This is a genomic window from Paenibacillus dendritiformis, from assembly GCF_021654795.1.
GTDB lineage: Bacteria > Bacillota > Bacilli > Paenibacillales > Paenibacillaceae > Paenibacillus_B.
The window spans coordinates 4,852,611-4,876,317 of record NZ_AP025344.1; the positions used below are offsets into that span (position 1 = coordinate 4,852,611).

18 protein-coding genes are annotated in these 23,707 nt (G+C 56.0%); 8 read left to right on the top strand and 10 right to left on the bottom strand.

Annotated features, from left to right (window positions below):
* Positions 1–202: 202 nt before the first annotated feature.
* From L6439_RS21505 to L6439_RS21515, 3 genes are read right to left on the bottom strand one after another with little or no spacing between them, the layout of a single operon-like run.
* The gene (locus tag L6439_RS21505) at positions 203–1,807 is read right to left on the bottom strand and encodes an extracellular solute-binding protein (RefSeq protein WP_213469242.1); all 1,605 of its coding nucleotides are present in this window, start codon (positions 1,805–1,807) and stop codon (positions 203–205) included.
* Between the two features lie 31 nt (positions 1,808–1,838).
* On the bottom strand, positions 1,839–2,717 hold the full coding sequence (locus L6439_RS21510; RefSeq protein ID WP_237096580.1) for a carbohydrate ABC transporter permease: 879 nt from the start codon (positions 2,715–2,717) through the stop codon (positions 1,839–1,841).
* Between the two features lie 19 nt (positions 2,718–2,736).
* A complete protein-coding gene (locus L6439_RS21515) occupies positions 2,737–3,633 on the bottom strand; it encodes an ABC transporter permease (RefSeq protein WP_213469243.1) in 897 nt (298 codons plus the stop codon).
* Between the two features lie 310 nt (positions 3,634–3,943).
* Here L6439_RS21515 and L6439_RS21520 point away from each other — a divergent pair, with 310 nt between their 5' ends.
* Positions 3,944–5,131 (top strand): MFS transporter, encoded by a 1,188-nt coding sequence (locus tag L6439_RS21520; protein WP_213469285.1) that lies wholly within the window; start codon positions 3,944–3,946, stop codon positions 5,129–5,131.
* 274 nt (positions 5,132–5,405) lie between these two features.
* On the top strand, positions 5,406–6,677 hold the full coding sequence (locus L6439_RS21525; RefSeq protein ID WP_213469244.1) for an esterase/lipase family protein: 1,272 nt from the start codon (positions 5,406–5,408) through the stop codon (positions 6,675–6,677).
* Between the two features lie 83 nt (positions 6,678–6,760).
* Here L6439_RS21525 and L6439_RS21530 read toward each other — a convergent pair whose 3' ends face one another.
* From L6439_RS21530 to L6439_RS21545, 4 genes are all read right to left on the bottom strand, one after another.
* A complete protein-coding gene (locus tag L6439_RS21530; RefSeq protein WP_168178575.1) occupies positions 6,761–8,095 on the bottom strand; it encodes a CitMHS family transporter in 1,335 nt (444 codons plus the stop codon).
* 163 nt (positions 8,096–8,258) lie between these two features.
* A complete protein-coding gene (locus tag L6439_RS21535) occupies positions 8,259–8,981 on the bottom strand; it encodes a response regulator (RefSeq protein ID WP_168178576.1) in 723 nt (240 codons plus the stop codon).
* On the bottom strand, positions 8,978–10,606 hold the full coding sequence (locus L6439_RS21540; protein WP_168178577.1) for an ATP-binding protein: 1,629 nt from the start codon (positions 10,604–10,606) through the stop codon (positions 8,978–8,980). The genes L6439_RS21535 and L6439_RS21540 overlap by 4 nt, the downstream gene beginning before the upstream one ends.
* A 156-nt stretch (positions 10,607–10,762) precedes the next feature.
* On the bottom strand, positions 10,763–11,527 hold the full coding sequence (locus L6439_RS21545; protein WP_168178578.1) for a TrmB family transcriptional regulator: 765 nt from the start codon (positions 11,525–11,527) through the stop codon (positions 10,763–10,765).
* A gap of 167 nt (positions 11,528–11,694) precedes the next feature.
* Here L6439_RS21545 and L6439_RS21550 point away from each other — a divergent pair, with 167 nt between their 5' ends.
* The 3 genes from L6439_RS21550 to L6439_RS21560 all read left to right on the top strand — a co-directional run bounded on the left by L6439_RS21550 (position 11,695) and on the right by L6439_RS21560 (position 15,922).
* Entirely contained in the window at positions 11,695–12,468 is a 774-nt protein-coding gene (locus tag L6439_RS21550; RefSeq protein WP_168178579.1) for an effector binding domain-containing protein, read from the top strand.
* 333 nt (positions 12,469–12,801) lie between these two features.
* The gene (locus L6439_RS21555; protein WP_213469245.1) at positions 12,802–15,132 is read left to right on the top strand and encodes a S9 family peptidase; all 2,331 of its coding nucleotides are present in this window, start codon (positions 12,802–12,804) and stop codon (positions 15,130–15,132) included.
* Positions 15,133–15,610: 478 nt separating this feature from the next.
* The gene (locus L6439_RS21560) at positions 15,611–15,922 is read left to right on the top strand and encodes a hypothetical protein (protein ID WP_213469246.1); all 312 of its coding nucleotides are present in this window, start codon (positions 15,611–15,613) and stop codon (positions 15,920–15,922) included.
* Here L6439_RS21560 and L6439_RS21565 read toward each other — a convergent pair.
* The 3 genes from L6439_RS21565 to recQ form a co-directional block, all read right to left on the bottom strand.
* Positions 15,897–17,663, bottom strand: a complete 1,767-nt coding sequence (locus L6439_RS21565; protein ID WP_213469247.1) for a B12-binding domain-containing radical SAM protein — start codon at positions 17,661–17,663, stop codon at positions 15,897–15,899. The two genes, L6439_RS21560 and L6439_RS21565, sit on opposite strands and share 26 nt — an antisense overlap.
* 70 nt (positions 17,664–17,733) lie before the next feature.
* Positions 17,734–18,042 carry a tRNA-binding protein gene (locus tag L6439_RS21570; protein ID WP_237096946.1) on the bottom strand — a complete coding sequence of 103 codons (309 nt, stop codon included), beginning with the start codon at positions 18,040–18,042 and terminating at the stop codon, positions 17,734–17,736.
* Positions 18,043–18,140: 98 nt separating this feature from the next.
* A complete protein-coding gene (gene recQ / locus L6439_RS21575; protein ID WP_213469248.1) occupies positions 18,141–19,976 on the bottom strand; it encodes a DNA helicase RecQ in 1,836 nt (611 codons plus the stop codon).
* 305 nt (positions 19,977–20,281) lie between these two features.
* Between recQ and rlmD the strand changes: the two genes are divergently transcribed.
* The 3 genes from rlmD (at position 20,282) to L6439_RS21590 (ending at position 23,614) form a co-directional block, all read left to right on the top strand.
* Positions 20,282–21,784 (top strand): 23S rRNA (uracil(1939)-C(5))-methyltransferase RlmD, encoded by a 1,503-nt coding sequence (rlmD, locus tag L6439_RS21580; RefSeq protein ID WP_237096581.1) that lies wholly within the window; start codon positions 20,282–20,284, stop codon positions 21,782–21,784.
* Positions 21,785–21,827: 43 nt separating this feature from the next.
* Positions 21,828–22,535: a DNA alkylation repair protein gene (locus L6439_RS21585; RefSeq protein WP_213469249.1), complete on the top strand. Its 708-nt coding sequence runs from the start codon at positions 21,828–21,830 to the stop codon at positions 22,533–22,535.
* 281 nt (positions 22,536–22,816) lie between these two features.
* Positions 22,817–23,614: a GNAT family N-acetyltransferase gene (locus L6439_RS21590; RefSeq protein WP_213469250.1), complete on the top strand. Its 798-nt coding sequence runs from the start codon at positions 22,817–22,819 to the stop codon at positions 23,612–23,614.
* Positions 23,615–23,707 lie beyond the last annotated feature (93 nt).

Below are 23,707 nucleotides of genomic sequence, written 5' to 3' on the forward strand. Positions count from 1 at the left end.
AGTCCATCATGCACCCATGTTATCTGATCTGCGGCATTTTCGTCTGACATCAGACCCTTCGTGATAGAGTGCAGGCTGCTCACTTGACGCTTCCCCGCGATTCCGTGAGTACAGCTTACACACGCTGCCGGCTCTTGGCAATCGGAGATTTCCGCACCGGCGCCGACAAAAGCCGGCAAGCTCCAAGCTTCCCTCCGATCGGTTATTGTTGATAGCGCTCATACCCCGCCTTATAAATGTCCATATATTCCTTCAGTCCCATCTTGTTGAGCGTATCCACGTATTTGTCCCATTCGTCGAAGGAGGCTCCGCCGGTAATGAATTTGGTCGTCATCTCCTTGACATACGTCTCGATATCGGTCTTGAGCACCGTCATGCGCTCGGTCTCTTCCTTCGTATAGTTGAACGGCGGCCAGATCTCCTTGATGAGGTACGGCTCCACCTTCTTGGCCGCCTCAATCGATCCGGGCATTCCTTCGGCTCCCTTGAAATACGCCTGCTTCAGCATGCTCGGATAACCGACCCCCGGCCAGACGAGATATTGCGACACCGCCTGATCCTGGGTCAAGCCGTCCGGGTTATGCTTGATCTCGTCCGTATAATCGATCTCGCCGTTGGCTTTTTCCACGAACGTCTTATCCTTGAAGCCCATGAAGAACATTTTGATGCCTTCCTCGCTGTATAAATGATCCACCCAGCGCACGGTCGCTTCCGGGTGCTTGTTCTTGTCGGTAATGACGAACTGTCCCGGACTTCCGACCGGCGATCCGATATAGGAATAGATTTTGTCGCCATGCGGCCCGGCCAGCGCCGAGGCGCCGACATAGCCCTTCAGATTGCTGTAGACGGCCTCCGGATTGTAATCGGCAATCACGGCGTATACGCCCTGGGAGCCCTTGGCGATAATCTGATCGGCATTGGCGGTGAAAAAATCTTTGTCAATCAACCCTTCGCTGTAGATCTTGTTCACATACTGGAGCATCTCCTTGTAACGGCCGTCTGCCGGAAAAAAACGCAACTCGTTGTTCGCCGGATCGACATCCACATAAGGATGGGATACGCCGCGATTGCCCAGCCCCCATGCACCGTACAAGTAATTCCCCAGGTAATTCCAGCCCGGGCCGCCGCCAAGCGGGATGATGCTCGGATCGGCCTGCTTGATTGCCTTCAGGAACTCATAAAATTCCTCGGTCGTCTGAGGCTCCGGCTTCCCGATCCGGTCCAGCCATTCCTGGCTGTACCACATGAAGGCCCCCGTCAGCATCGAGGTGAAGCCCGGATCGGTTATGGTAGGGAAGGAATAAATATGGCCGTCCGGCATCGTAATCGCCTTGCGAACTTCCGGATTCTCGTCCAGCAGCTTTTTGAAATTCGGGGCATACTCCTCAATCAGTTGGTTCAGCGGGATAAAGACGCCCTGTTCGCCGTACAGCATCAGGTCCGAAGGAGTGAACCGGTTCCCGTAAAATGCATCCGGATAATCGCCGCCGGCGAGCAAAATGTTCCGCTTCTCGACCAGATTGTCGCGATCGACCGTGTTCCATGTGATATGGATATGGGTCATCTTCTCGAATTCCTGCCAGAGCAGCAGGTTGTTCCAGTCCGAGGCCGCGAACCGCTTCGGCGCGAAGAACTCCAGCTCGATCCTGTCCTGCACGATCGGCATCCCTTCCTTGTTCACGCCGGCGGATTCCTTGGCGCCGCCGTCTTCTCCCCCTCCTCCGCTCGGGCTGCCGCAGCCCGCGAGCGCGGCGGCCCACGCCAGCATCAAGACAAGGAGCAGCACAGTATAACGTCGATTTTTCATCACGCAACCCCCTATATTCAAATATGTCGTGTTACCCTTTGATTGCGCCGATCGTCATCCCTTTGACGAAGTAGCGCTGCAGGAACGGATACAGCAGGAAGACCGGCAGATTCGCGACAATGACGACCGCATATTTAATCGCCTGGCCGTACATAATCTGTTCGGACAATGCCGAAGCGCCTCCGGCCATTTTATCCATCTGGTTCTGTATCAGAATTTCGCGCAGGATGAGCTGCAGCGGGAATTTGTCCCGATCGGTCAAATAAATGAGCGCGCTGAAGTACGAGTTCCAATGATCGACGCTGTAGAACAGCACCATGACCGCTATAATCGGCATCGACAGCGGAAGCATGATGCGGTACAGAATCTGGAGCGTCGTGCAGCCGTCGATCATCGCCGCCTCCTGCACTTCATACGGCACGCTCGTGCGGAAAAAAGTCCGCATGATGATGATGTTATAGACGGAGACGGCGCCCGGCAGCACGAGCGCCCACATGCTGTTCAGCAGGCCGAGCTTCTTCACGACGAGATAGGAAGGAATGAGGCCGCCGCTGAAGAACATCGTGAACACGAGGGCGAACATAATAATATTGCGGCCGGGAAGATTGGTTCGTGACAAGGGGAACGCCGCCAATATGGTCATCAGCAGGTTGACCGATGTTCCGATGACTGTATAGAGGATGGTATTGCCGTACCCCGTCAATATTTCCCGGTTCTGAAACACCTTCTGATAACCGACAAACGTAATCTCCTTCGGGAACAGCCACAGTTCGCCCCGCGATACGGCGGCGGGATTGCTGATGGACGCGCTCAGCACGAACACGAGCGGATACAGGACAATCAACAAAATCATAACGAGCAGCAAACTGTTGATGAAGCCGAACATCTTATCTCCACGGGTCTCCCCCACTGAAATCCTCCTCCTTTCCTCACCATAGGCTCGTGTTCCCGGCTTTTCTCGCGATGAAATTGACGCTGACGAGCAGAATGAAGTTGACGATGTTGCTGAATAAGCCGACGGCGGCGGAGAAGCTGTACTGCGCGCCCAGCAGGCCGCTGCGGTAGACGTACGTGGCAAAGACGTCCGAGCTCTCCAGGTTCATGTCATTCTGCATCAGGAACACTTTCTCGAAGCCGACGCTGAGAATCGATCCGGTATTCAGAATCAAAAGGATGACGATAGTCGGCATGATGCACGGAAGATTGACGTGCCGGATGCGCTGCAGCCGGCTCGCCCCGTCGACGCGGGCCGCCTCGTGAAGCTGCGGGTCGACCCCGGACAGCGCGGCCAAATAAATGATGGAGCTCCATCCCATCTGCTGCCAGACGCCCGAAAAGACATATAATGATTTGAACCAGCCCGGCTCTGTCAAGAAGGAAACCGGCTCCCCGCCGAAGGCGCGGATAAGATGATTGATCATCCCCGTATCCGGCGACAGGAAAATGACGAGAATTCCGACCATCACGACGGTCGATAAAAAATGCGGGGCATACGTGACGGTCTGCACCGTCTTCTTGAACCATTTGCCCCGAATCTCATTCATCATCAAGGCCAGCAGGATCGGGACCGGGAAGCCGACCAGCAATTGGTACAATCCAATGCCCAGCGTATTCTTGATTAGGCGCCAGAAATAATAGCTCTGATAAAAGCGCTCGAAATGCTTCATCCCGACCCAGGGACTTCCGGCAATGCCCTTCGTCGCGATAAAATCCTTGAACGCGATCTGGACCCCGTACATCGGAACGTAATGAAATACAATGAAATAAACCGCAACGGGCGCAAGGAGCAAATACATCTGCCAATGCTTGCGAAATATTTTTGCCATGCAGCAGCCTCCATCTGTTCAAAGTCGCGCAGCCTTGCCATGTAAGCGTTTTAGATTTGTCGCAGCCGTGTTATCGCTAATTGTAGAAAGGAGCCCTGCACGTGTCTATCTGCAATAATTTCTTCGTCGGCTTTTTTTGTGATTGGCAGTCCTTCGTGTGCGCGTTGTCATTGACAACAGCGGCGGAAGGCCCCTAATTCGCCTGTGGAAAAAAATTAATTGTTGTGTTCTTTGTTCATGGTTACTATAATGGTAGTAACTTTTTGATTTATGCAGATTGGAGTTGTTTCCTTTGAATTTCCGGGTATACATGTTGGCGGTCGCCGCCTTCGTCGTCGGCACGGTGGAGCTGATTATCGGAGGGCTGCTTGACCAGATCGCATCCGACCTCGGCATTACGGTCAGTGCCGCAGGCCAATTGATCACGATCTTCTCCGTCGCCTTCGCCGTATCCGCGCCGATATTGATGAACGTGACCGCGCGGTTCGAACGGAAGAAGCTGTACTTATTCTTTTTGCTCGTCTTTCTGCTGTCTAATCTGATCGTCTCCTTCAGCTCCGATTACGGGGCGTTGATGGCCGCCCGGGCGCTGTCCGCCGCGAGCGGTTCGCTCATTATCGTCCTGTCGGTTACGATCGCGTCGAAGCTGGTGAAGCCCGAGTATAAGGGCCGGGCGATCGGAATTATCTATATGGGCGTCAGCGGCTCGCTCGTGCTGGGCGTCCCGATTGGCATGGTGATCGGCCATGCTTACGGCTGGAGAGCGCCGTTCCTGTTCGTCGCGCTGCTCACGGTCGTGGCCATGATTGCGATTTTCTTCTCGCTGCAGCCCGTCGCGCCGGCGCCGGCGGCGCCGCTTCGCGCCCAGTTCGCCTCGCTGAAGAATGCCAAGCTGGTAAGCGGGCATTTGCTGGCCTATTTCATGCTGACCGGTCATTTGACCTTGTATGCGTATTTGACCCCGTACCTCCAAGCGACCTATCAATTGAGCCCGGAGATGACGAGCGTCGCCTACTTCCTGTTCGGCATCGCCGCCGTCGCCGGCGGGGGACTCGGGGGCTGGATTGCGGACAAATGGGGCACGAAGCGCTCCATCCTGACTGTCGTAGCCAGCTTCGCCTGCATCATGTTCATCCTGCCCTTCGCGGCTCATCTGCCGTTCTACCTGTTCATGGCCGTGGTCATGATATGGAGCGCACTAAGCTGGGCGCTGACTCCGGGACAGCAGAGCTACTTGATGCAGTGCGCCCCCGATACCGCAGACATCCAGCTGAGCCTGAGCTCCTCGGTGCTGCATCTGGGCATCGCGACCGGCTCGGTCGTCGGCGGGATGGTGATCGAGAAGAGCGCCGTCACCTACAACGCCTGGGTCGGCTGCTCCATCGTCCTCCTAGCATTAGCCGTGGCGGTCTATTCCTTGACCCGCCCGTTCCGCGGCAAGGCGGCCGCCGCTCGCCAAGCAAGCGCCGGCGCCTCCGCGCCATTAGCCGAATCGTAACCAGAAGCCGCCCCGGGGCAGTGAGCCTCGGGGCGTTGCCGTAATCAGATATGAAGCTATGATTATATATAGTTGTAATTATTGGGTTCATATGGTAAATATGTATGTAGAACATAACCCTAGTTGCCGCCACACCACGTTACACGTCCCCCATGCATACTCGCGTCAGGAGTTCTAGTTCTTCTTCATGAATCCAGCAGCATTGCCGCGAAAATAAGACGGAAATTTGCGAACAACCTCAGTGAAAGCGATTGCAAATTAAAGGAGGCTGTTTATGAACCGCAAACTGTCACTTTATGTGGCGCTCTTCTTTCTTCTTTTCTACTCTATTCTTTTTCATGCCGACTTGCCGTCTGCCCGCGCGCAGGCCGCACATGCCAACAATGATTACCCCATCGTGCTCGTCCATGGATTTGGAGGCTGGGGCAGAGACGAGATGTTTGGTTTTAAATACTGGGGCGGATTCGGCGATATCCAAGAGAAGCTGCGTAAAAACGGGCATTCCGTCTTCACGGCCACGGTAGGAACGGTATCGAGCAATTGGGATCGAGCCTGCGAATTGTATGCGCAGATTAAGGGCGGAACCGTGGATTACGGCAAAGCCCACTCGGAAATGTACGGGCACGCCCGGTATGGAAGAACCTATGAAGGTCTGTATCCGGAATGGGGAGAGATCGACCCGGATACGGGACAGACGAGGAAGATTCATCTGATCGGGCATAGCATGGGCGGACAAACCGCACGGATGCTGATCCATCTGCTGGAGAACGGAGACGCCGCCGAGCGCGATGGGACCGCCCCATCGGATCTGTCGCCGCTATTTAGCGATCGGCCGCTGCCGCATGTAAGCAGCCTCGTGTCCATCGCCACGCCGCATGACGGCACCAGCTTCACGCATTTCGTCGAGGGAGTCGCTCCCTATACCCACCAGTTGATAGGCGTGGTTGCCGCCGCGGTCGGTCACTTTGAACACCCTCCATATGATTTCAAATTGGATCAATGGGGGTTGAAGCGACTGCCCGACGAATCATGGCTCAGTTATTCCAAACGCGTCCTAAGCAGCGAATTCTGGACGCTGTCGAAGGACAGCTCGCAGTGGGATTTAAGCCCTGACGGGGCCAAGGAATTGAACGAGCGGGTACAGGCGCAGCCCCGCGTCTACTACTTCTCGATCGCGGCCAACAATTCCTATCGGGTTCCGCTCTTGGGCTGGCATGTGCCGAAAGCGTTCATGAACCCGTTATTGCTGCCGTCCAGCTTTTTTGTCGGTTCCTTTACCTATCATGCTCCTGGGCACGTCACCATCGATCAGAACTGGTGGCCGAATGATGGCCTGGTCAGCACGATTTCCATGAACGGGCCCAAAAATGGGTCAACCGATCAAATCGTGACTTACCGCGGAAAGCCGCAGCGCGGAAAATGGAACGATATGGGCCTGATGGATTCCTGGGATCATCTCGATGTTGTCGGATTGGGAATGAAGCCAACGGATGATTTTTTTCGCAACATAGCGAAAATGGTTGCGGGTTTGCCTGCTGGGGATTGAGGGGGCCCAAAACAAAAACCTTGATCGGCGCCAAGCCAATCAAGGTCCATGGAAAAGTAACAATTAAGTCCTGCTATTCATCTTTAAATAATTCCTATAAATAGAGCAATAACGACAAGAACAATACTGATGCCCCATATCCAGAACAGCGAATACCGGATATGGCGGCCCATCTCCAGGCCCGCCAACCCGAGCGCCAGCCACAAGGCCGGGGACAGCGGGCTCACGAACGTGCCGACGATATTGCCGATTACCATCGCGTACGCCGTGGACAGCGAAGCGACGCCGAAGCCGGAAGCAATCTGATCGACGACGGGCAGCAGGGCGAAGTAGTACGCATCCGTGCTCAAGATTAAATCGAACGGCACGCCCAGCAAGCCGACAATAATATGCAGGTAAGGCGCAATGCTTCCCGGAAGTATCGTCACGGCATCATTCGCGATAGCCGTCAGCATGCCGGTTCCGTTAAGTATTCCCAAAAATAAGCCGGCCGCCAGAATAATCGAGGCCATCGTGAGCGCATTGGGCGCATGGGCGCGCAGCCGTTCCATCTGATCATTCACCTTGATGAAGTTGAGCGGCAGGGCGATGCTTACCCCAATCATGAAGGCCAGGCCTGCCGGGATAATACCGGCCACGAGGACGCCCACGACTGCGATGGCGAGGCAAGCGTTGACCCACAGCAGCCCGGGGCGAGCGAGGCCGTTCGCCTGCCCGGTCCGGACAGAAGCGGAAGCATCCGGCGCGGCTGCGGCCGGCGCTTCAAGCGTGGCTGCAACCTCCAACGAGCCGTACTTCCGAATGATTCTCCGCTTCTCCCGGATGCCGAGAAGCACGGCCAATCCAAGCATGAGCGCCATGCCGATGATCTGGATCGGAATGAGCGGCTGCCATAGTTCCGTAACATCCGCTTCCAGGACGGTAGCCGTTCGGCCCAGCGGGCCGGCCCACGGAATCATATTCATAATGCTTGCGCTTCCCCCGACCAAGAGAAGCAGCAGATACGGATTCATGTGCAGGCGTTGATACACGGGCAGCAGCGCGGGAATCGTAATTAAAAAGGTCGAGGCGCCCGAGCCGTCCAAATGGGCAATCGCGGCCACCAATACCGTTCCGACACTTACCGTAATGACGCTCCCGCGCGAAAAAGCGACCATCTTATTGATTAATGGATCAAATAGTCCCACATCCTGCATAATGCCGAAAAAGATAATCGCGAAAATAAACATAATCGCGACCTGGATAACCGAGCTCACGCCGTTGCCAAAAAAGCCGCCGATTTCCGTGAAACTGTACCCCGCGAGTAATGCGCCAAGGATTGGTGGGATAACCATGGCGACAATCGGGGTCACTTTGCCGCTGATAAGCAAGGCGACAATAATTAAAATCGTAATCAGACCAATCAAGCTCAGACTCAATATGACATCCCCTTTCCGTGATCGCGGCGCTGCTTGCACTTCCGCAACGGATGAATGCGTTTACAATCGGCTGTAAACGAAACTTCCGTTTAGATTAGTATGAAATTTATCACGGATAAAGCGGACGATAAATATTGCAGCCATAAAAACGATAGGTTTCATTTTACCGATTTTGTTCATAAGTTTCACAGAGGATATATCTTCGTTCCGGCCTTCCCACCGTGCCATAGATGAGCTTCGTCCGTACCAGCTTCAAGGACACTAAATATTCTAAATAACGCCGCGCCGTCGATCGGCTGATGCCGAGCTCGGCGCTTAATTCCACAGCCGTAATTCCGCCTATCTCCTTGTGCGTGAAGACGCGGAGAATTTTATCCAGCGTGATCGAGTCAATCCCCTTCGGGAGCGCCCCATCCGCTCTGGCGGAGGAGCCCGAAGCGCGATGCAGTCCGAATACCGCGTCGATATCGCTCTGTTCCATTTCTTTCTTGGAGCGCAGCAAGCTACGGTACTCCTTATATTTTGTCAAGGCAAGGCTGAAGCGTTCCTCGTCCACCGGCTTGACAATATAATCGAACACGCCGGCGCGAAGCGCTTCCTGAACCGACCGGGCTTCCTTCTCCGCCGTGACGATAATGATATCGGTCTCATGACAGGACTGGCGAAGCTCCCGCAACAGGTTCATCCCTTCGACATCCGGGATATATACATCCAATAAAACGAGATCCGGAGCCGCTTCGCCGCGTTCCATATAAGCCAGCGCTTCTTTGCGGCTCTTGGCGATGTATGGAACGGCAAAGCCGGCTGTTTTTTCGACATATTGCCGATGAATATCCGCTACTCGAAAGTCATCCTCGATAATCAGCACCGAAAACAAGTCCTTCACCGAAATCCCCTTTCATCCTTTGGCATCATGATCATAAAGCAAGCTCCTCCGAGCTCTCCTTCCCCGGTTTCCAACAAAATCTCGCCGCCAACGCCATGGAGCATCAGCTTCGATAGCGCCAGGCCCGTGCCCCGATGGCTGCCCTGCTTCGTCGAAAATCCTTGCTCAAAAATACGGGGGATCTCCGCCTCGGCCACCCCCGGACCGGAATCTTCAATTTCAAAAATACAATCCTCCCCGATATCCGTAAAAAAGATGGCCACCTTGCGCTGGCCGTTCTCCTTGTGCCTGACCGACTCCAGCGCGTTTTCGATGACGTTGCCGAGCGCGGTTAACAGCGCATCCTGCTTCTCCTCCGATAAGAAGCATTCCAGACGGCTGTCCGGATGGATGACCATGGAGATGCCCAGCTCATTGGCTTGATTGAATTTTCCTTGAAATAAGGCCTGAAGCAGAGGGTCCGCTACCTTTTCCGCTAAAAACGTTAACCTGGCCTGCTGCATATTGCTTTCCTTTTTAATAAAATCGATCGCTTCCTTATGCCGCCGGTTCTGCAACAGCCCAAGGATGATATGCAGCTTGTTCGAATACTCATGCGTCTGCGCCCGCTGCGCGTTCGCATATTGCTTAATGCGGGACAGCTCCTCCGTCACCGTTTCCAGCTCCGTCTTTTTGCGGAACGTATAGACGCTCCCCGTGACTGCGTTTTCACTGACAATCGGAGTCTGGTTGACGAGCACGGCATCTTCGCCCAGCACCATCTCCCGGTTCACCAAGCGGCTTCTCTGCTTGCCCTGCGCATCCCGGTTCAAGGAAGGAACAATCTGTTGAATGGATGCGCCCGCATAATTTCTTTGCTGCCGCGCCATATCCGTGAACAGAATCTCCTTGGCCGCTTTATTCATCGCCGTAATGGCCCCCTCATTGTCGACCGCGATAATGCCTTCATGCGTGGACTGCAGAATCGCTTCCTTCTGAAGATACAGATGAGAGATTTCCTCCGGCTCCATATTATGCAACAATTTTTTGATATAGGAAGCAATGAAGACGGCCCCCGCGATCCCGAACAAAATGATGAGACTTAAGGCGAGCCAGAGGGATTTGCTGTGGTCGGCCACGATGCGGTGCACATCATTATTGAGAAAACCGACCGACACGACCCCCACGATTTTCCCTTCATCGAAAATGGGCACCTTCCCCCGAATCGACAACCCGAGCGTTCCTTCCTTCTTGGATATGTACGACTCGCCGTGAAGCAGGGCCCTGTCATTATCGCTTCCGACCATTTTCGCTCCGATAATGCTCGCATTGGGATGGGACTGCCGGATTTCCCGCGTATCCCCGACCACAATGAATTCCGCGCCCGTCTCCCGCTGAATCGGCTGCACGATCGGTTGAATCACGACGGAAGGGTTGTCCAAGCGGAAAGCGCTTTGAATTTCCGGGATATTCGCGACGCTTTGCGCCAGATTCAACGCTCTTTTTCCCGTCTGATCCTCGGCCATCTTCCATATAAACCGTTCCAGAAACACCCCGAAAATCGCGCAGATTCCAATAATCAAGAGGCTGATGAGCAGAATCATCTTCAGCCGTAAATTGCATTTCAGATTCAGTAATCGGCCCATTCTAGTACTCCCCAAAAATTGAAATCATTAGTTTTGAGCTATTCTGTCGTCAAATAATTCCATTATAGCATGATCCGCTTTTCTGAGCGGAAGGGAGGATGCAACCTAAAAACACTCCCGCCGCGGCATCGCCGTGCAAGAGTGTTTTCGACATTTCTAATACCGAAGCTGCATCAGCAGGGCCTTCATCTCCTCGTCCCGCATCAGCTCGTCATAATATTTTTGCGAGATGGCCGCCAGCGCGACATCATGATAGAAAAACTCCGTGAAGAAGGTGACGAACGGCTGCGACCCCGTCTGCATCGCCTGCCAGTTCCCGTGGTCGAGTCCGCCGAACATCAGCCTCTCGCCGTCGACGACGATGATCGCGAACCGCTCCAGCCGCTGATGCTCGTCCGTCGGCGTAAGGGTATGCAGCTTCGACAGCCGGGCCTGCGGCACATGGTACCCGGTCACCATCGCCTCGACGCGGACCCCCTCCCGCTCCTTCCGTTCCAACAGCGGCACATAGGCCGCGAAGTCGTCCTTCCACATCGAGATCAGAATCGATCGCTCCGCTCCCTCGATCAGATGCTTGCCGTAAGCCTGAATGCTCGTGTCCGATTTGATGGTCCACACCTGATCGTCGACGTAAGCCCTGCGTTCGCTGCTTCGTCTGAGCTGGGCAATGCTGTTCTCGAATTCCTGGGCCAGCTTGTCGATGACGACCTGGAGCGGCAGCGCCGCATACAGCTTCTTCTTCCCGGAGATCGTGTCGGACGCGACGCCCTTGTCGATGAGCCGGGCCAGCACCTCATAGATTTTCGCTTTGGGGACGCCCGAATATTTCACGACCGTCGTCGCATCCATCGGCTCGCCGCTGGAGACGAGCGCCTCGTATACTTTGCTTTCATATTGGGAAAATCCGAATTTCTGAAGCATGGCTCCTCCTTCTTCCCTTCGTTCTCGTCCTCTTGCCGTAACGATACCTGTCATTATTTTACCATGTTCTCTTCTTGATTATCTTACTCTTCTTTCCGAACCTGACACAGGGTTGTCAAGTTCCTTGGCGTATACTACAGCCATCACAGGATGAGGAGTGAGTGTTCATGGAACAAACCTTGCAACGCGAATGTCAAAGCTGCGGAATGCCGCTGCACAGCGAGGAACAGCTTGGAACGGACAAGGGGAACGGCAAAGTGCAGGATTACTGCATCTATTGCTATGAAGACGGAGCCTTCAAGCAGCCGGATATGACGATGGAAGAGATGATTGAGACATGCGTCCCCTTCGTCGTCGAGAACGGTATGGAAGAGCAAGCTGCGCGGGCCATGCTCAAAAACTATCTTCCTACGCTAAAGCGATGGGCCGATCAAGCGGGGATGACCGTTCCGGATCTGCAGCCGGTGAAGATCATCGAGCGCGGAGAGATGACGCTGGCCGGCATCTCGGCCCGCACCTCGAATATGCGCGAATACACGCCGGAAGCGGTCATTCCGCAGATGTGGGAGCGATTCTGGACAGAAGGCCTGTTGGCGCGCATCCCCAATGCGGCTGAGCCGGGCGTCATTTACGGCTGTTATCATGACTACGAGAACGGGGCGTCCGGAGAGTATTCGATGCTCATCGGCACGAGCGTCATTACCGATGCCGCACTGCCGGAAGGATTCAAGGCGGTGACGGTTCCCGCCGCGAAGTATGCGGTATTTACGACGGCACGCGGGCCCCTGGCCCAAGTCGTGACGGAAGCATGGGCGGCCATCTGGAAGTGGTCGTCGGCCTCGGAGATGACGCGCACGTTCACCGGAGATTTCGAACGGTATGACGAGCGAAGCGCCAATCCGGAAGACGCGCAGGTGGACATTTATATCGCGGTGCAATAATGTTGGAGGCACCGGGCCAGACGGCTCGGTGCCGCTGCTGTTTAGGCGGCAGGAAAAAATTTCCCTCAACTTTTCTCCCGGTCTCCCGTATTAGTAAGATGAGCGGCCCAGTCTGACAACGCCGAGGTCGATGTGATGGATATAATAGAAAAAATACTCATTGCTGGGTGTTGACGCATGCAGACTTCGGAATACCATCGTCAAGCCCATTCTACATAATCGCTGCTGCGCAATACGCTCGCCTGACGTTGAAGGAGGAAAGCCGATGGAACATGGAAGAGGAAAGCGGCATGTTCGCATATCTTCCATAGTCATGAAGGGGGAAGGGTCAAGTTGAAGAAAAGAATCGTAGCGGCTGTGCTGGCCGCAGTCATGGCATGCTCCATGCCGTTGACTGTCATGGGGGCAGACAAAGGCTCCGCCGCGCCTTGGTATGCCCATGGCGTGAATTCGCTTGTCACGGCAGGAGTTGTCGACGCCAAGGCCGATCTGGCCGCCAAGGTTACGGCCAATGATTTCATCCGCTATGCGGTGACGGCGCTCACGTACCAGCATGGCGCCGATCCGATGAAGGTCGGGCAGGAGGAGGGCTGGATCCGGGAGGGCGAGCTCGCATCCCCGGAAGACGCGATTACGCGCGGCGAGGCCGCCCGCATTTTGGTGCGCGCCTACGGGCAGGACAGCGGAGAGGGCAGCCTGACCGCCTATGCGGAGCGGGCGAAGTCGCTCGGCCTGCTGCACGGCTATCGCGACGGCAGTCTCCGCGCCGATGAGGCGATCAGCTTGCGAGAAGCGGCCGCCGCGCTGAACAACGTGAAGAAGCTGCGCCTGGCCTCGATCGGCGATAAGGGCGTCGCTCCGATTCCGGTCGAAGACTTCATGCGCAATCCGGGCAGTCTCGCCTACCAGATCTCATCGGACGGCAATTATTTGACATTTATGGCGCCGTGGGAGAACCGGGCCAACGTATTCGTGAAGAACATGGGAGGCAGCGGCGAACCGGAGCGGGTCACCAGCTCCAAGGATCGGGATATCGCGGCCTTTTTCTGGAAAGGCGACACGCTCTTGTATGTCAAAGATAACGGCGGAGATGAAAACTTCCACATTTACTCGTCCAGCTTCAATGGAGCGCAGGAGAAGGACCTGACGCCGTATTCCGGGGTGAAGGCCGGCCTGGTCAGCCTGCTGTCGGGAGTCAAGGACGAGATTCTCGTCACCCTGAACAAAGAGAATAAAACCGTCTTCGATGTCTACAAGCTCAACATCAAGACAGGAGCGCTCCAGCTCGTCGCCAAAAATCCGGGCAACGTCCAGGGCTGGCTTGCGGATCGCAACGGCAATATCCGGATGGCCGTCGTATCGGACGGGGTCGTGGGCGAAATTATGTACCGCGATTCAGATAAGGAGGAGTTCCGCTCCTTCCTGAAGCTGAATGCCGGAGATGAAGTGGGCCTGCTTGGCTTCACGCAGGACAATCAATCGGTCCTCGCCGTATCGAATCAAGGACGGGATAAGGCGGCCCTCGTCCGCTTCGATCTGCAAGCGAACGAGAAGGTGCTCTTCGAGCATCCCGAAGTCGATATTGCCAATGCGCTGTATGATTCGAAGCGGGACCGGCTGCTCTATGCGGCTTATGTGACAGACAAGGCTCATCCGCACTTTTTCGATAGCGAATTCGAAGGGCTGTACCGCAAGCTGATGGCGAAGCTGAAGGTGAGCGAAAGCGAGATCGGCATCAACGATTACAACCAGGACATGAACAAGTTCATCGTCAGCGTGTCGAATGACAAGACTTACGGCCGGTATTACTATTACGATTCCACGACCGATCAACTGACGGAGCTGGCCAATCTGAGCCCGTGGCTGAAGCCGGAGCTGATGGCCGATATGCATCCGATCTCTTACAAGAGCCGGGACGGTCTGACGATTCACGGATATTTGACGCTGCCGAAGAATAAAAGGCCGGAGAACCTGCCGCTTATTGTCAATCCGCATGGCGGGCCATGGGCGCGGGACATGTGGGGCTTCAATCCGGAGGTGCAGCTGCTGGCGAACCGCGGCTATGCGGTGCTGCAGGTGAACTTCCGCTCGTCTACTGGCTATGGCAAGGAATTCCTGAATGCCGGCAACAAGCAGTGGGGACGGAACATTCAAAATGACATTACCGACGGCGTGCAGTGGGCGATCAAGCAAGGCATCGCCGATCCGGATCGCATCGGCATTTACGGCGCATCCTTCGGCGGATACGCCACCTTGGCCGGCATTACCTTCACCCCGGATCTGTATGCCGCCGCCGTCGACTATGTCGGGGTCTCGAATATCTTTACGCTGCTGGAGACGCTGCCGCCGTACTGGGAGACGTTCCGCAATATGTTCTATGAACGGGTCGGCCATCCGGAGAAAGACAAGGAGCTGCTGAAGGCCGTCTCGCCGGTCTTCCATACCGACCGCATCAAGACGCCGCTCTTCGTCGCTCAGGGCGCCAACGACCCGCGCGTCAATCAGGCGGAATCGGATCAGATCGTCGAAGCGCTGAAGAAGCGGGGCGTCGATGTCCAGTACATGCTGAAGGACAACGAAGGACACGGATTCAACAACGAGGAGAACCGGATCGAGTTCTATAACGCGATGATCAAGTTCCTCGACGAACATTTGAAGAAATAAGCAAGGACCTTGGCCTGATCTCGCTCTCATGGCTTGGTTCCGGGGAAAAAGAAGCCCGGAAGGTTCCTCTGCGATGCTGCAGAGGGCCTTCGCGGGCTTTTGCTCGTGCCCGTCCGCCGCGGTCCTCACCGGGGAGATAGCGGCGATTGCGGCCGCTCGCCGCTCGCTAGGAACCGCCCTATCCCCAAGCCTCAGGCCGGTTCACGGCACTTAAAAAAACCTTGGACTTTCTCAACAGCCTGATTTACGGGACCCAAGAGACGCGCCGGATCCTCGGGGATCGTTGCCTTCTGGAGGCATCGTTGCCTTCTGGGGGCATCATTGCCTTCTGGAAGCATCATTGCCTTCAGGAAGCATCATTGCCTTCAGGAAGCATCATTGCCTTCAGGAGGCATCATCGCCTTTAGGAGGCATCGTGGCCTCCTGGGGCTTGAACGTGTAGAGGCAATTGCTGCAATTTTACAGGAATTTCGGCGCAATGAGTCCACATCCCGAGGAATTGCTGCGAATCTACATCATTTTAGGTCCTTTTGCTTCAAACCGAAGCGAAACGGGTGAAATTCCTGCAGATTTGCAGGATTCCCTTTTTGGTGAAGCCGTCCATATCGAATTGCTGTATTTGCGCAGTATTTTCGCCTACCGGATAGACGTGTCTGAAGAAATCGTGCAGTTTCGCCTACCGAATAGAGTTTGCGAATTCATAAATTCTATAATATTGCACAAAAACGCCGGGGACGCAACTCCTCCGGCGCTTCCAATCCTTATCATTTCACTGCATCCGTTCCGATAGAAAACAGCAGCGGCTTCTCGTCTTCCGTCTGCTGATAGACGACGAGCAGATAGCCCGGGGCGTCCTCCATCTCCAGCCTTCCGTCCCTGTGGACGGCATCCGCCTTCCATGCAAAGGGAAGCCGCTCGACGACGGCATGCTTGTGCAGCTCCTTCTCGCTCAAGCCCAGCGCCGCGAAGGCGGAGGACACGGCCTCCGGCCGCTCGGCCGCCCGACGCATGACGCGGGCCGCTTCTTCCTTCGCCACGGTCGTCTCCCACCACGTCTTGCGCGGCTTGTACTTGTGGTTGCGGAAGTAGTCCAGCTTCATCAGCCCGCGCGCCACGTCGGGCCGCCGCAGGCCGTGCGCCTCCAGGAAGGCCTGCAGGCGCACGAACAGATCCTCCAATTGATGCCCGATCTTCTGCCACCCGTTCTCTTCCCAGAAGTCGCCGAACGCCTGGAAGAAATCGAACGGGGAATCGAATTCCTCCTGCATCAGATGCTCCATCGTATAGTCCATCCGGTGGGCGTTCCAATATTTCTCGAGCACATCCTCCAGCCGCTTCAGGCGCACCACGTCGCTGAAGGGCAGCACGTCATTGCCCAGCATTTCATAGGGCGCTTGATCCATGTATACATACCCGTACTTGTCCGCGTCGTTCCGCAGCCCGGTCCCCCGCAGCATCTTCAGGAAGCCGAGCTGCAGTTCCTCCGGCCGGAGCGCGAACACGTCATTGAACGTTTTGCGGAACGTCCCGTAGTCCTCGAGCGGCAGACCGGCGATCAGATCGAGATGCTGATCGATTTTGCCGCTCTCCTTCACCTTCGTCACGGTGCGGGTCAGCTTGGCGAAGTTCTGGCGGCGCTTCACGAGCTCGTTCGTCGGATCATTGGTCGACTGGACGCCGATCTCGAAGCGGAAAATGCCGGGCGGCGCGTTCTCCGCCAGGAAGTCAAGCACCTCCGGCCGCATAATGTCGGCCGTAATCTCGAACTGGAATACGCAGCCGCGATGATTCTCGATCAGGAACCGGAACATCTCCATCGCGTAATCCCGCTTGATGTTGAATGTCCGGTCGACGAACTTGATCAGCTTCGCCCCGTTGTCAATCAGGAACAGCAGATCCGCCTTCGTCCGCTCGATATCGAAATAACGGACCCCGACCTCGATGCTCGAGAGGCAGAATTGGCAGCTGAACGGACAGCCGCGGCTGGTCTCGAAGTAGACGACCCGCTTGCCCAGATGCGGCAGATCCTCCGCGAACCGGTGCGGAGACGGGACCGTGTTCAGATCGAGCTTCGGTCGGCCCGGATTGATGCGGACCTCGTCCCCTTTGCGGTACGCAAGGCCGAAGACGAAGTGGTACTTCTGGTCGCCGCGAAGCTCGCGCAGCAGATGCAGGAAGGTCTCCTCCCCTTCCCCCATCACGATGAAGTCCACCTCGGGCAGCCGATTCATCCAGTATTGGGTGTCATAGGAGACTTCGGGCCCGCCGAGGACGATCCGCAGATCCGGCCTTACCTTCCGCAGCATGCCGATGACCCGGATCGTCTCCTCGATGTTCCAGATATAGCAGGAGAAGCCGATGACATCGGGCTTGCGGCGGAACAGATCGGAGACGATATTCATCGCCGGATCCTTGATCGTATACTCCGCCAGCTCGACATCGAATTCGTCCCCGCAGTGCGCCTTCAGGCAGCGGATGGCAAGCGAAGTATGAATATATTTCGCGTTCAATGTGGATAGTACGACTTTCATGTTGACTCCCTTCTATCGTCGCGCAAGCTCAGCCAGACCTTATCCTGTCCGGCTCTCCTCGCGCCATGGCCTAGGCAATCGGCGTTCCGTTCGGCACCTCATCGTCTGTCCGCAGCAGCACGACATCCCCTTCTTCCGGCACGCCGCCGAGCACGAGCACCTCCGAGGAGAAGCCCGCAATCTTCCGCGGCGGGAAATTGACCACAGCGGCAACCTGGCGTCCGATCAACGCTTCAGGCGTATAGCGGACCGTAATCTGCGCGCTCGAGCGCTTCAGGCCGAGCGGACCGAAATCGATCAGCAGCTTCATCGCGGGCTTGCGCGCCTTGTCGAATGAAGACGCCTCCACGATCGTGCCAATCCGGATATCCAGCTTCATGAAATCTTCGATGGTCGCCTGGGCAGCTTGCGGCTGCGTTGCTTCCCCCGCATTCACGCTGCCCGTACCGGCGCCATGGTTATGCTTGTCAGCATCCATCATGCCCATTCCTCCTGTGCATCAAGCCGGGCCGACTCTTCTTCCCGTTGACGGAAGAAGGCCATGAACGGCTCGCCGAATTGTTGTAGCTTCGCTTCCCCGACGCCCTTGACGAGCATCATCTCGGCCTCCGTCGTCGGCATCCGCTCCGCCATCTCCCGCAGCGTGCTGTCGTTGAACACGATATAAGGCGGCACGCCCGCCTTGTTCGCCAGCTCGCGGCGAATCAACCGCAGCTGCTCGAAGATCGTCTCGTCGACCGCGCCGGCAGCCTTCGGCTTGAGCGAGGTCGCCACCCGCTGCGTCACTTGGCGCTGCCCCTTCAGCACCTCGGCCGCGGGCGGCAGCAGACGGACGACCGGATACTGTCCTTCGCTCAACTGCAAGTAGCCTTCCGCAATGAGCACATAAATCAGGTCGGCAATCGCCTTCTCGGTCAAATGCCGCATCTCTCCGTGCGTCGGCAGCTTCTCGAAGCCGTATTGGATCACCTTTTTGTTCCGCGATCCCTTCAGCACGGAGGCGACCATCGAGACGCCGAACCGTTCGCGCATCCGGAAGATGCAGGAGAATATTTTCTGTGCTTCCGTCGTAATGTCAATCGACTCGCGCTCATCCTTGCAATTCCCGCACATGCCGCAGGTCTCGTCCGACATTTCGCCGAAGTAGCGCAGCATGTACGTCTGCAGGCAGCCGGTCGTGTAGCAGTAATCGATCATCGCCTGCAGCTTTTTATATTCGTGCATCTTCCGCTCCGGCGCGGCTTCGCTTTGTTCAATAAAAAATTTCTGCGTCAAAATATCCTGCGGATGGAACAGCAGCACGCATTCGCTCGGCTCGCCGTCCCGCCCCGCGCGCCCGGCCTCCTGCACATACGCCTCCATATGCTTCGGCATATTGTAGTGCAGCACATAGCGCACGTTCGATTTGTCGATGCCCATGCCGAAGGCGTTCGTCGCCACGATGACGCGCAGGTCATCATACAGGAACGCCTCCTGCATATGCGCGCGCTCCTCGTCCGACATGCCCGCATGGTACCGGCCGGCGGCAAGGCCCGCCTTCCGCAGCATCTCGCACAGATCCTCGACTTCCTTCCGCGTCGAGGCGTAGATGATCCCCGGCTGATGCGTCCGCTCCCGCACATATTGCAGCGTGAACGACCGGCGCTCCTCGCCGCGCAGCACGGCGAACGCCAGGTTGTCCCGCTTGAAGCCGGTGACCACCCGCTCCGGCTCCCCAAGCTCGAGCAGCCGGATCAAGTCCTCCGTCACCTCCGGCGTCGCGGTGGCCGTAAAGGCCGCCATAAGCGGGCGCGGGCGTCCCGCTTCCTCCAGCTCCTTCAGAAAAGGCGCGATCGCGCGGTAGCTCGGGCGGAAATCATGCCCCCACTGCGACACGCAGTGGGCTTCGTCCACCGCAATGAACGCGATCGGCAGCGACTTCGCCCGCTCCCGGAACCATTCGCTCTCCAGCCGCTCCGGCGCGACATAGAGCAGCTTCAGCCGCCCTTCCTCCGCCCGGCGCACAATCCGTCCCGCCTCCCCCATCTCCTGGGTGCTGTTGATGAACGCGGCCTCCACGCCCAAGCTGTGCAGCGCATCGACCTGATCCTTCATCAGCGAGATAAGCGGCGAGACCACCAGCGTCACGCCCGGCAGCATCAACGCCGGAATCTGGTAGCAGATCGACTTCCCGCCGCCGGTCGGCATAATGCCCACCGTATTTTTTCCTTCCAATATATATTCAATTATTCGCTTCTGTCCCTCGCGGAAGTCATCGTAGCCGAACACCCGCTTCAATGTGCTCCGCGCTTGGTCCAGGTCCATTGCTATCATATCCTCGAACTCCTTCTCGCTCTCCCTGCTATTGTTCTAGTATAACCCAACGGGAAGCCGGTTGGGAGGGCCAGGCCGGATTCTCTTAGGGCAAGGTTGAATTCTCGCCTGCTTTTCGATCCTCATTTAGCGGCCGCAGCATCGGACAGGTTCGGCATCGAACCTAAGCCTAAGACGTTGGGCCTTCGTGCTCGCTGCCGGGATTCATCCGCGCTGCCCAGGCCTGGAAGCCGCGGTTGGCGCTGCTTCGTTCTTTTTGCTATAGTGAGAGCAGTTGAATCTGAAGGCAGGAGCGAGGACCAGACATGAACGAACGAAGAACCGGCACGGACCGGAGTCATAGAGGAAGCAACCCTAAGGAGCGGACAGCTTGGAAAAAGGGGCCGCGCCCCGGCGCGTCCGGAGCGCGGCCGCGAGTGAGCGATGCCTCGGCGGAGCAGGTGAAGGCGGGCGACCGCATCGTCGTCACGATCAAGCGGATCGGCATTAACGGAGAGGGCGTCGGCTATTATCGGAAAAAAGCCGTCTTTCTCGACGGCGCTCTTCCGGGCGAGGTCGTGCGGGCGAAGGTGACCGCGGTGCACGACAAGCATATCGTCGCCGCCGTGACGGCGTACGAGAAAGAATCGCCGGACCGGCGCCAGCCGCCTTGTCCGGTGTACGAGCGCTGCGGCGGCTGCCAGCTGCAGCATCTCGCTTACGAAGGCCAGCTGCGGGCGAAGGAGGAGCTGGTGCGGGAGGCGTTCCGCCGCTATGCCGGCATCGAAGGGGATGCGCTGCCGCTGAAGCCGATGCTGGGCATGGACGATCCGTGGCACTACCGGAACAAAGCCCAGCTGCAGCTCGGCGCCGGACGGGACGGCCGCATTGTGGCCGGCCTGTACGAGGCCCAATCCCACCAGCTCGTCGATATTACGGGCTGCACGATCCAGCATGACCGCATCAATCAGACGGTCGAGGAGGTCAAGGCGATTCTGGAGCGGCTTCGCATTGCGCCGTATGACGCCAAGCGCCGCACCGGCGTCGTCCGCACGATCATCGTGCGGACCGGCTTCCAGTCCGAAGACCTGCAATTGACGCTCGTCACCGGAACGGAGACGCTGCCGAAGAGCGACCAGCTCGTCAGCGAGCTGCTGCGGAAGGTGCCCGGCCTGACCACCATCGCGCACAATATCAACACGCGCAAGACGTCGCTCGTGTTCGGCGACAAGACGCGCATCCTCTGGGGCAAGCCGACGATGGAGGACTCGCTCGGCGACGTGAAGTTCTCGCTGTCGCCGCGCGCCTTCTTCCAGCTCAACCCGCAGCAGACGCTGAAGCTGTACGAGGCGGTGCGGGTGGCCGCCGCCTTGAGCGGGCGGGAGCGGGTCGTCGACGCCTATTGCGGGACGGGCACGATCGCCCTCTGGCTCGCGCCGTATGCGGCCGAGGTGCGCGGCATCGAGATCATCCCGGAAGCCGTCGCCAACGCCCGCCAGAACGCCGAGCGCAGCGGCCGCACGAACGCCGCCTTCTATGCCGGAGAAGCCGAAGCGCTGCTTCCCCGCTGGGTGAAGGACGGCTACCGCCCCGACGTCATCGTCGTCGACCCGCCGCGCACCGGCTGCGACGAGCGTCTGCTGCGGGCCATCCTCGCCGCCAAGCCGAAGCGGCTCGTCTACGTCTCCTGCAATCCGTCCACCTTGGCGAAGGATTGCAAAACGCTGCTGGCCGGCGGCTACGGGCTGGCCTCCGTGCAGCCGGTGGACATGTTCCCGCAGACGGCGCATGTGGAGTGTTGTGTGTTGCTGACAAAAGTGAATGATTGATTGTCATAATCTTAACGGCAGCCGAGGAAGGGAGTGTTCAACAATGAATTTAGAAATGGTGATGCAAGAGCTTGAAGCTCTCGGCAAGGAACGACTCAAGAAAATGTACATCGCCAACGGCGCACGTGAACCGCTTTTTGGCGTGGCGACAGGCGAGATGAAACCGCTCTTCAGGAAAACAAAAATCAATCAGCCTCTGGCCGAGCAGCTTTACGCGACAGGGAACTACGACGCTATGTACTTTGCCGGCATCATTGCAGACCCCAATGCGATGACGGAAGCGGATTATGACCGTTGGATGGATGGGGCTTATTTTTACATGCTGTCTGATTATGTGGTTGCCGTAACCCTGGCGGAAGCAGATATCGCGCAAAAGGTCGCCGATAAATGGATCGCAAGCGGCGAAGAGTTGAGAATGTCGGCGGGCTGGAGCTGTTACTGCTGGCTGTTGGGGAATCGTCCGGATAGTGAATTTTCCGAAGACAAAATTGCCGGTATGCTTGATCTGGCAGAACGCACGATTCACGATGCTCCCGAACGAGCGAAATACGCGATGAACAATTTTATGTACACCGTCGCCGTATCTTATTTGCCGCTCCATGATAAGGCCGTCGAGACCGCTAAGGCAGTAGGCCCGGTAGAAGTCAAACGGGACAAGACCAAAAGCAAGCTCATACACGCTTTCGAAAATATTCAAAAGGCTGTAGATAAAGGGCAGCTTAGTTTCAAACGCAAACATGTAAGGTGTTAAACTCTAGTGTCTGCACTCCGCATACGGTGCATGTGGAGAGCTGCTCACTACTTGTGAGAATGGATTAAAAATAAGATGCATCGGTGTTTAGACCCTTCCTCAAATTCGGAAAGGGTTTTTTGTTATAATAAAAATGGTTGAGGTTGCCAAATGATGAGTGAATCAAAATGCAAAGAGACGGGCGTTAGCTGAAAACGATTACCGATGATTCCGCTAAACAAATATGAAATGTCCGATAGGATGTGATGAAAATAATTCTTCTAAAGGAAAGAAACGAATGGTTGGCAACGAAACTGGTTGCTGCGGACAGTGATATGATGTTTGCCGGAGTCGTGGCCGGGAATAATCCGGGACATGTGTGGGCAGACAACGCAATAAATCCGTCAACCGCCATCGTATGGTCCAGCGGATTGGAAGGCTTCAACTTCATGGGGAGCGCTAATAACACTTTTTTTAATCAATCCATCGCATCGTTCATCGATCATGACATCATTCCTTTTTTACGAGACAAGAAGATAGACAGTTTTGAATTCTCGGTGGATACGGATGACTGGTATCCTGCTATATATCAATTCATCGGTAACCGAAAGATAGATGAAAGCTTTCAGTATGTTTATAAATCGAATTTGAACAATCATGAGTCCCTCTGTCTAAATCACGTCGTCCCTTATCAGGCTGTGGAAATCGATCAAGCCTTCGCTCTTGAGCTGATGAATGGCGAAATGAAAAATGCCGACTTTTTGCTGACTTACATTGGACAATATTGGGGGACCCTCGATAACTTTTTAGAAAAAGGCTATGGATATGCTGCACTCACAGCTAACAAAGAAGTCGCAAGCCTGGCCATTTCCTCAGCCATGTATGGTTCCACGCACGCCATTGGAGTGGAAACGCTTGAAGATTACCAACGGCAAGGATTATCGAGCTCACTCGTGAAATTATTATTACATAAGTTCAATGAAAAACAGATTATTGCCTGGTGGGACTGCATGGAGAGCAATATCGCTTCTCAAAAAACAGCCGAGAAGGCAGGCTTATGTAAAACGCATCGTTACAAAATAAATTGGTTCCATTTTTAATAACCCGAATGAAAAGGAGTGATTGAAACATGATTATTATGGAGACAAAACAAGGCGACTTCCGCTCTTCCATTCCGCATAAATATATCCATA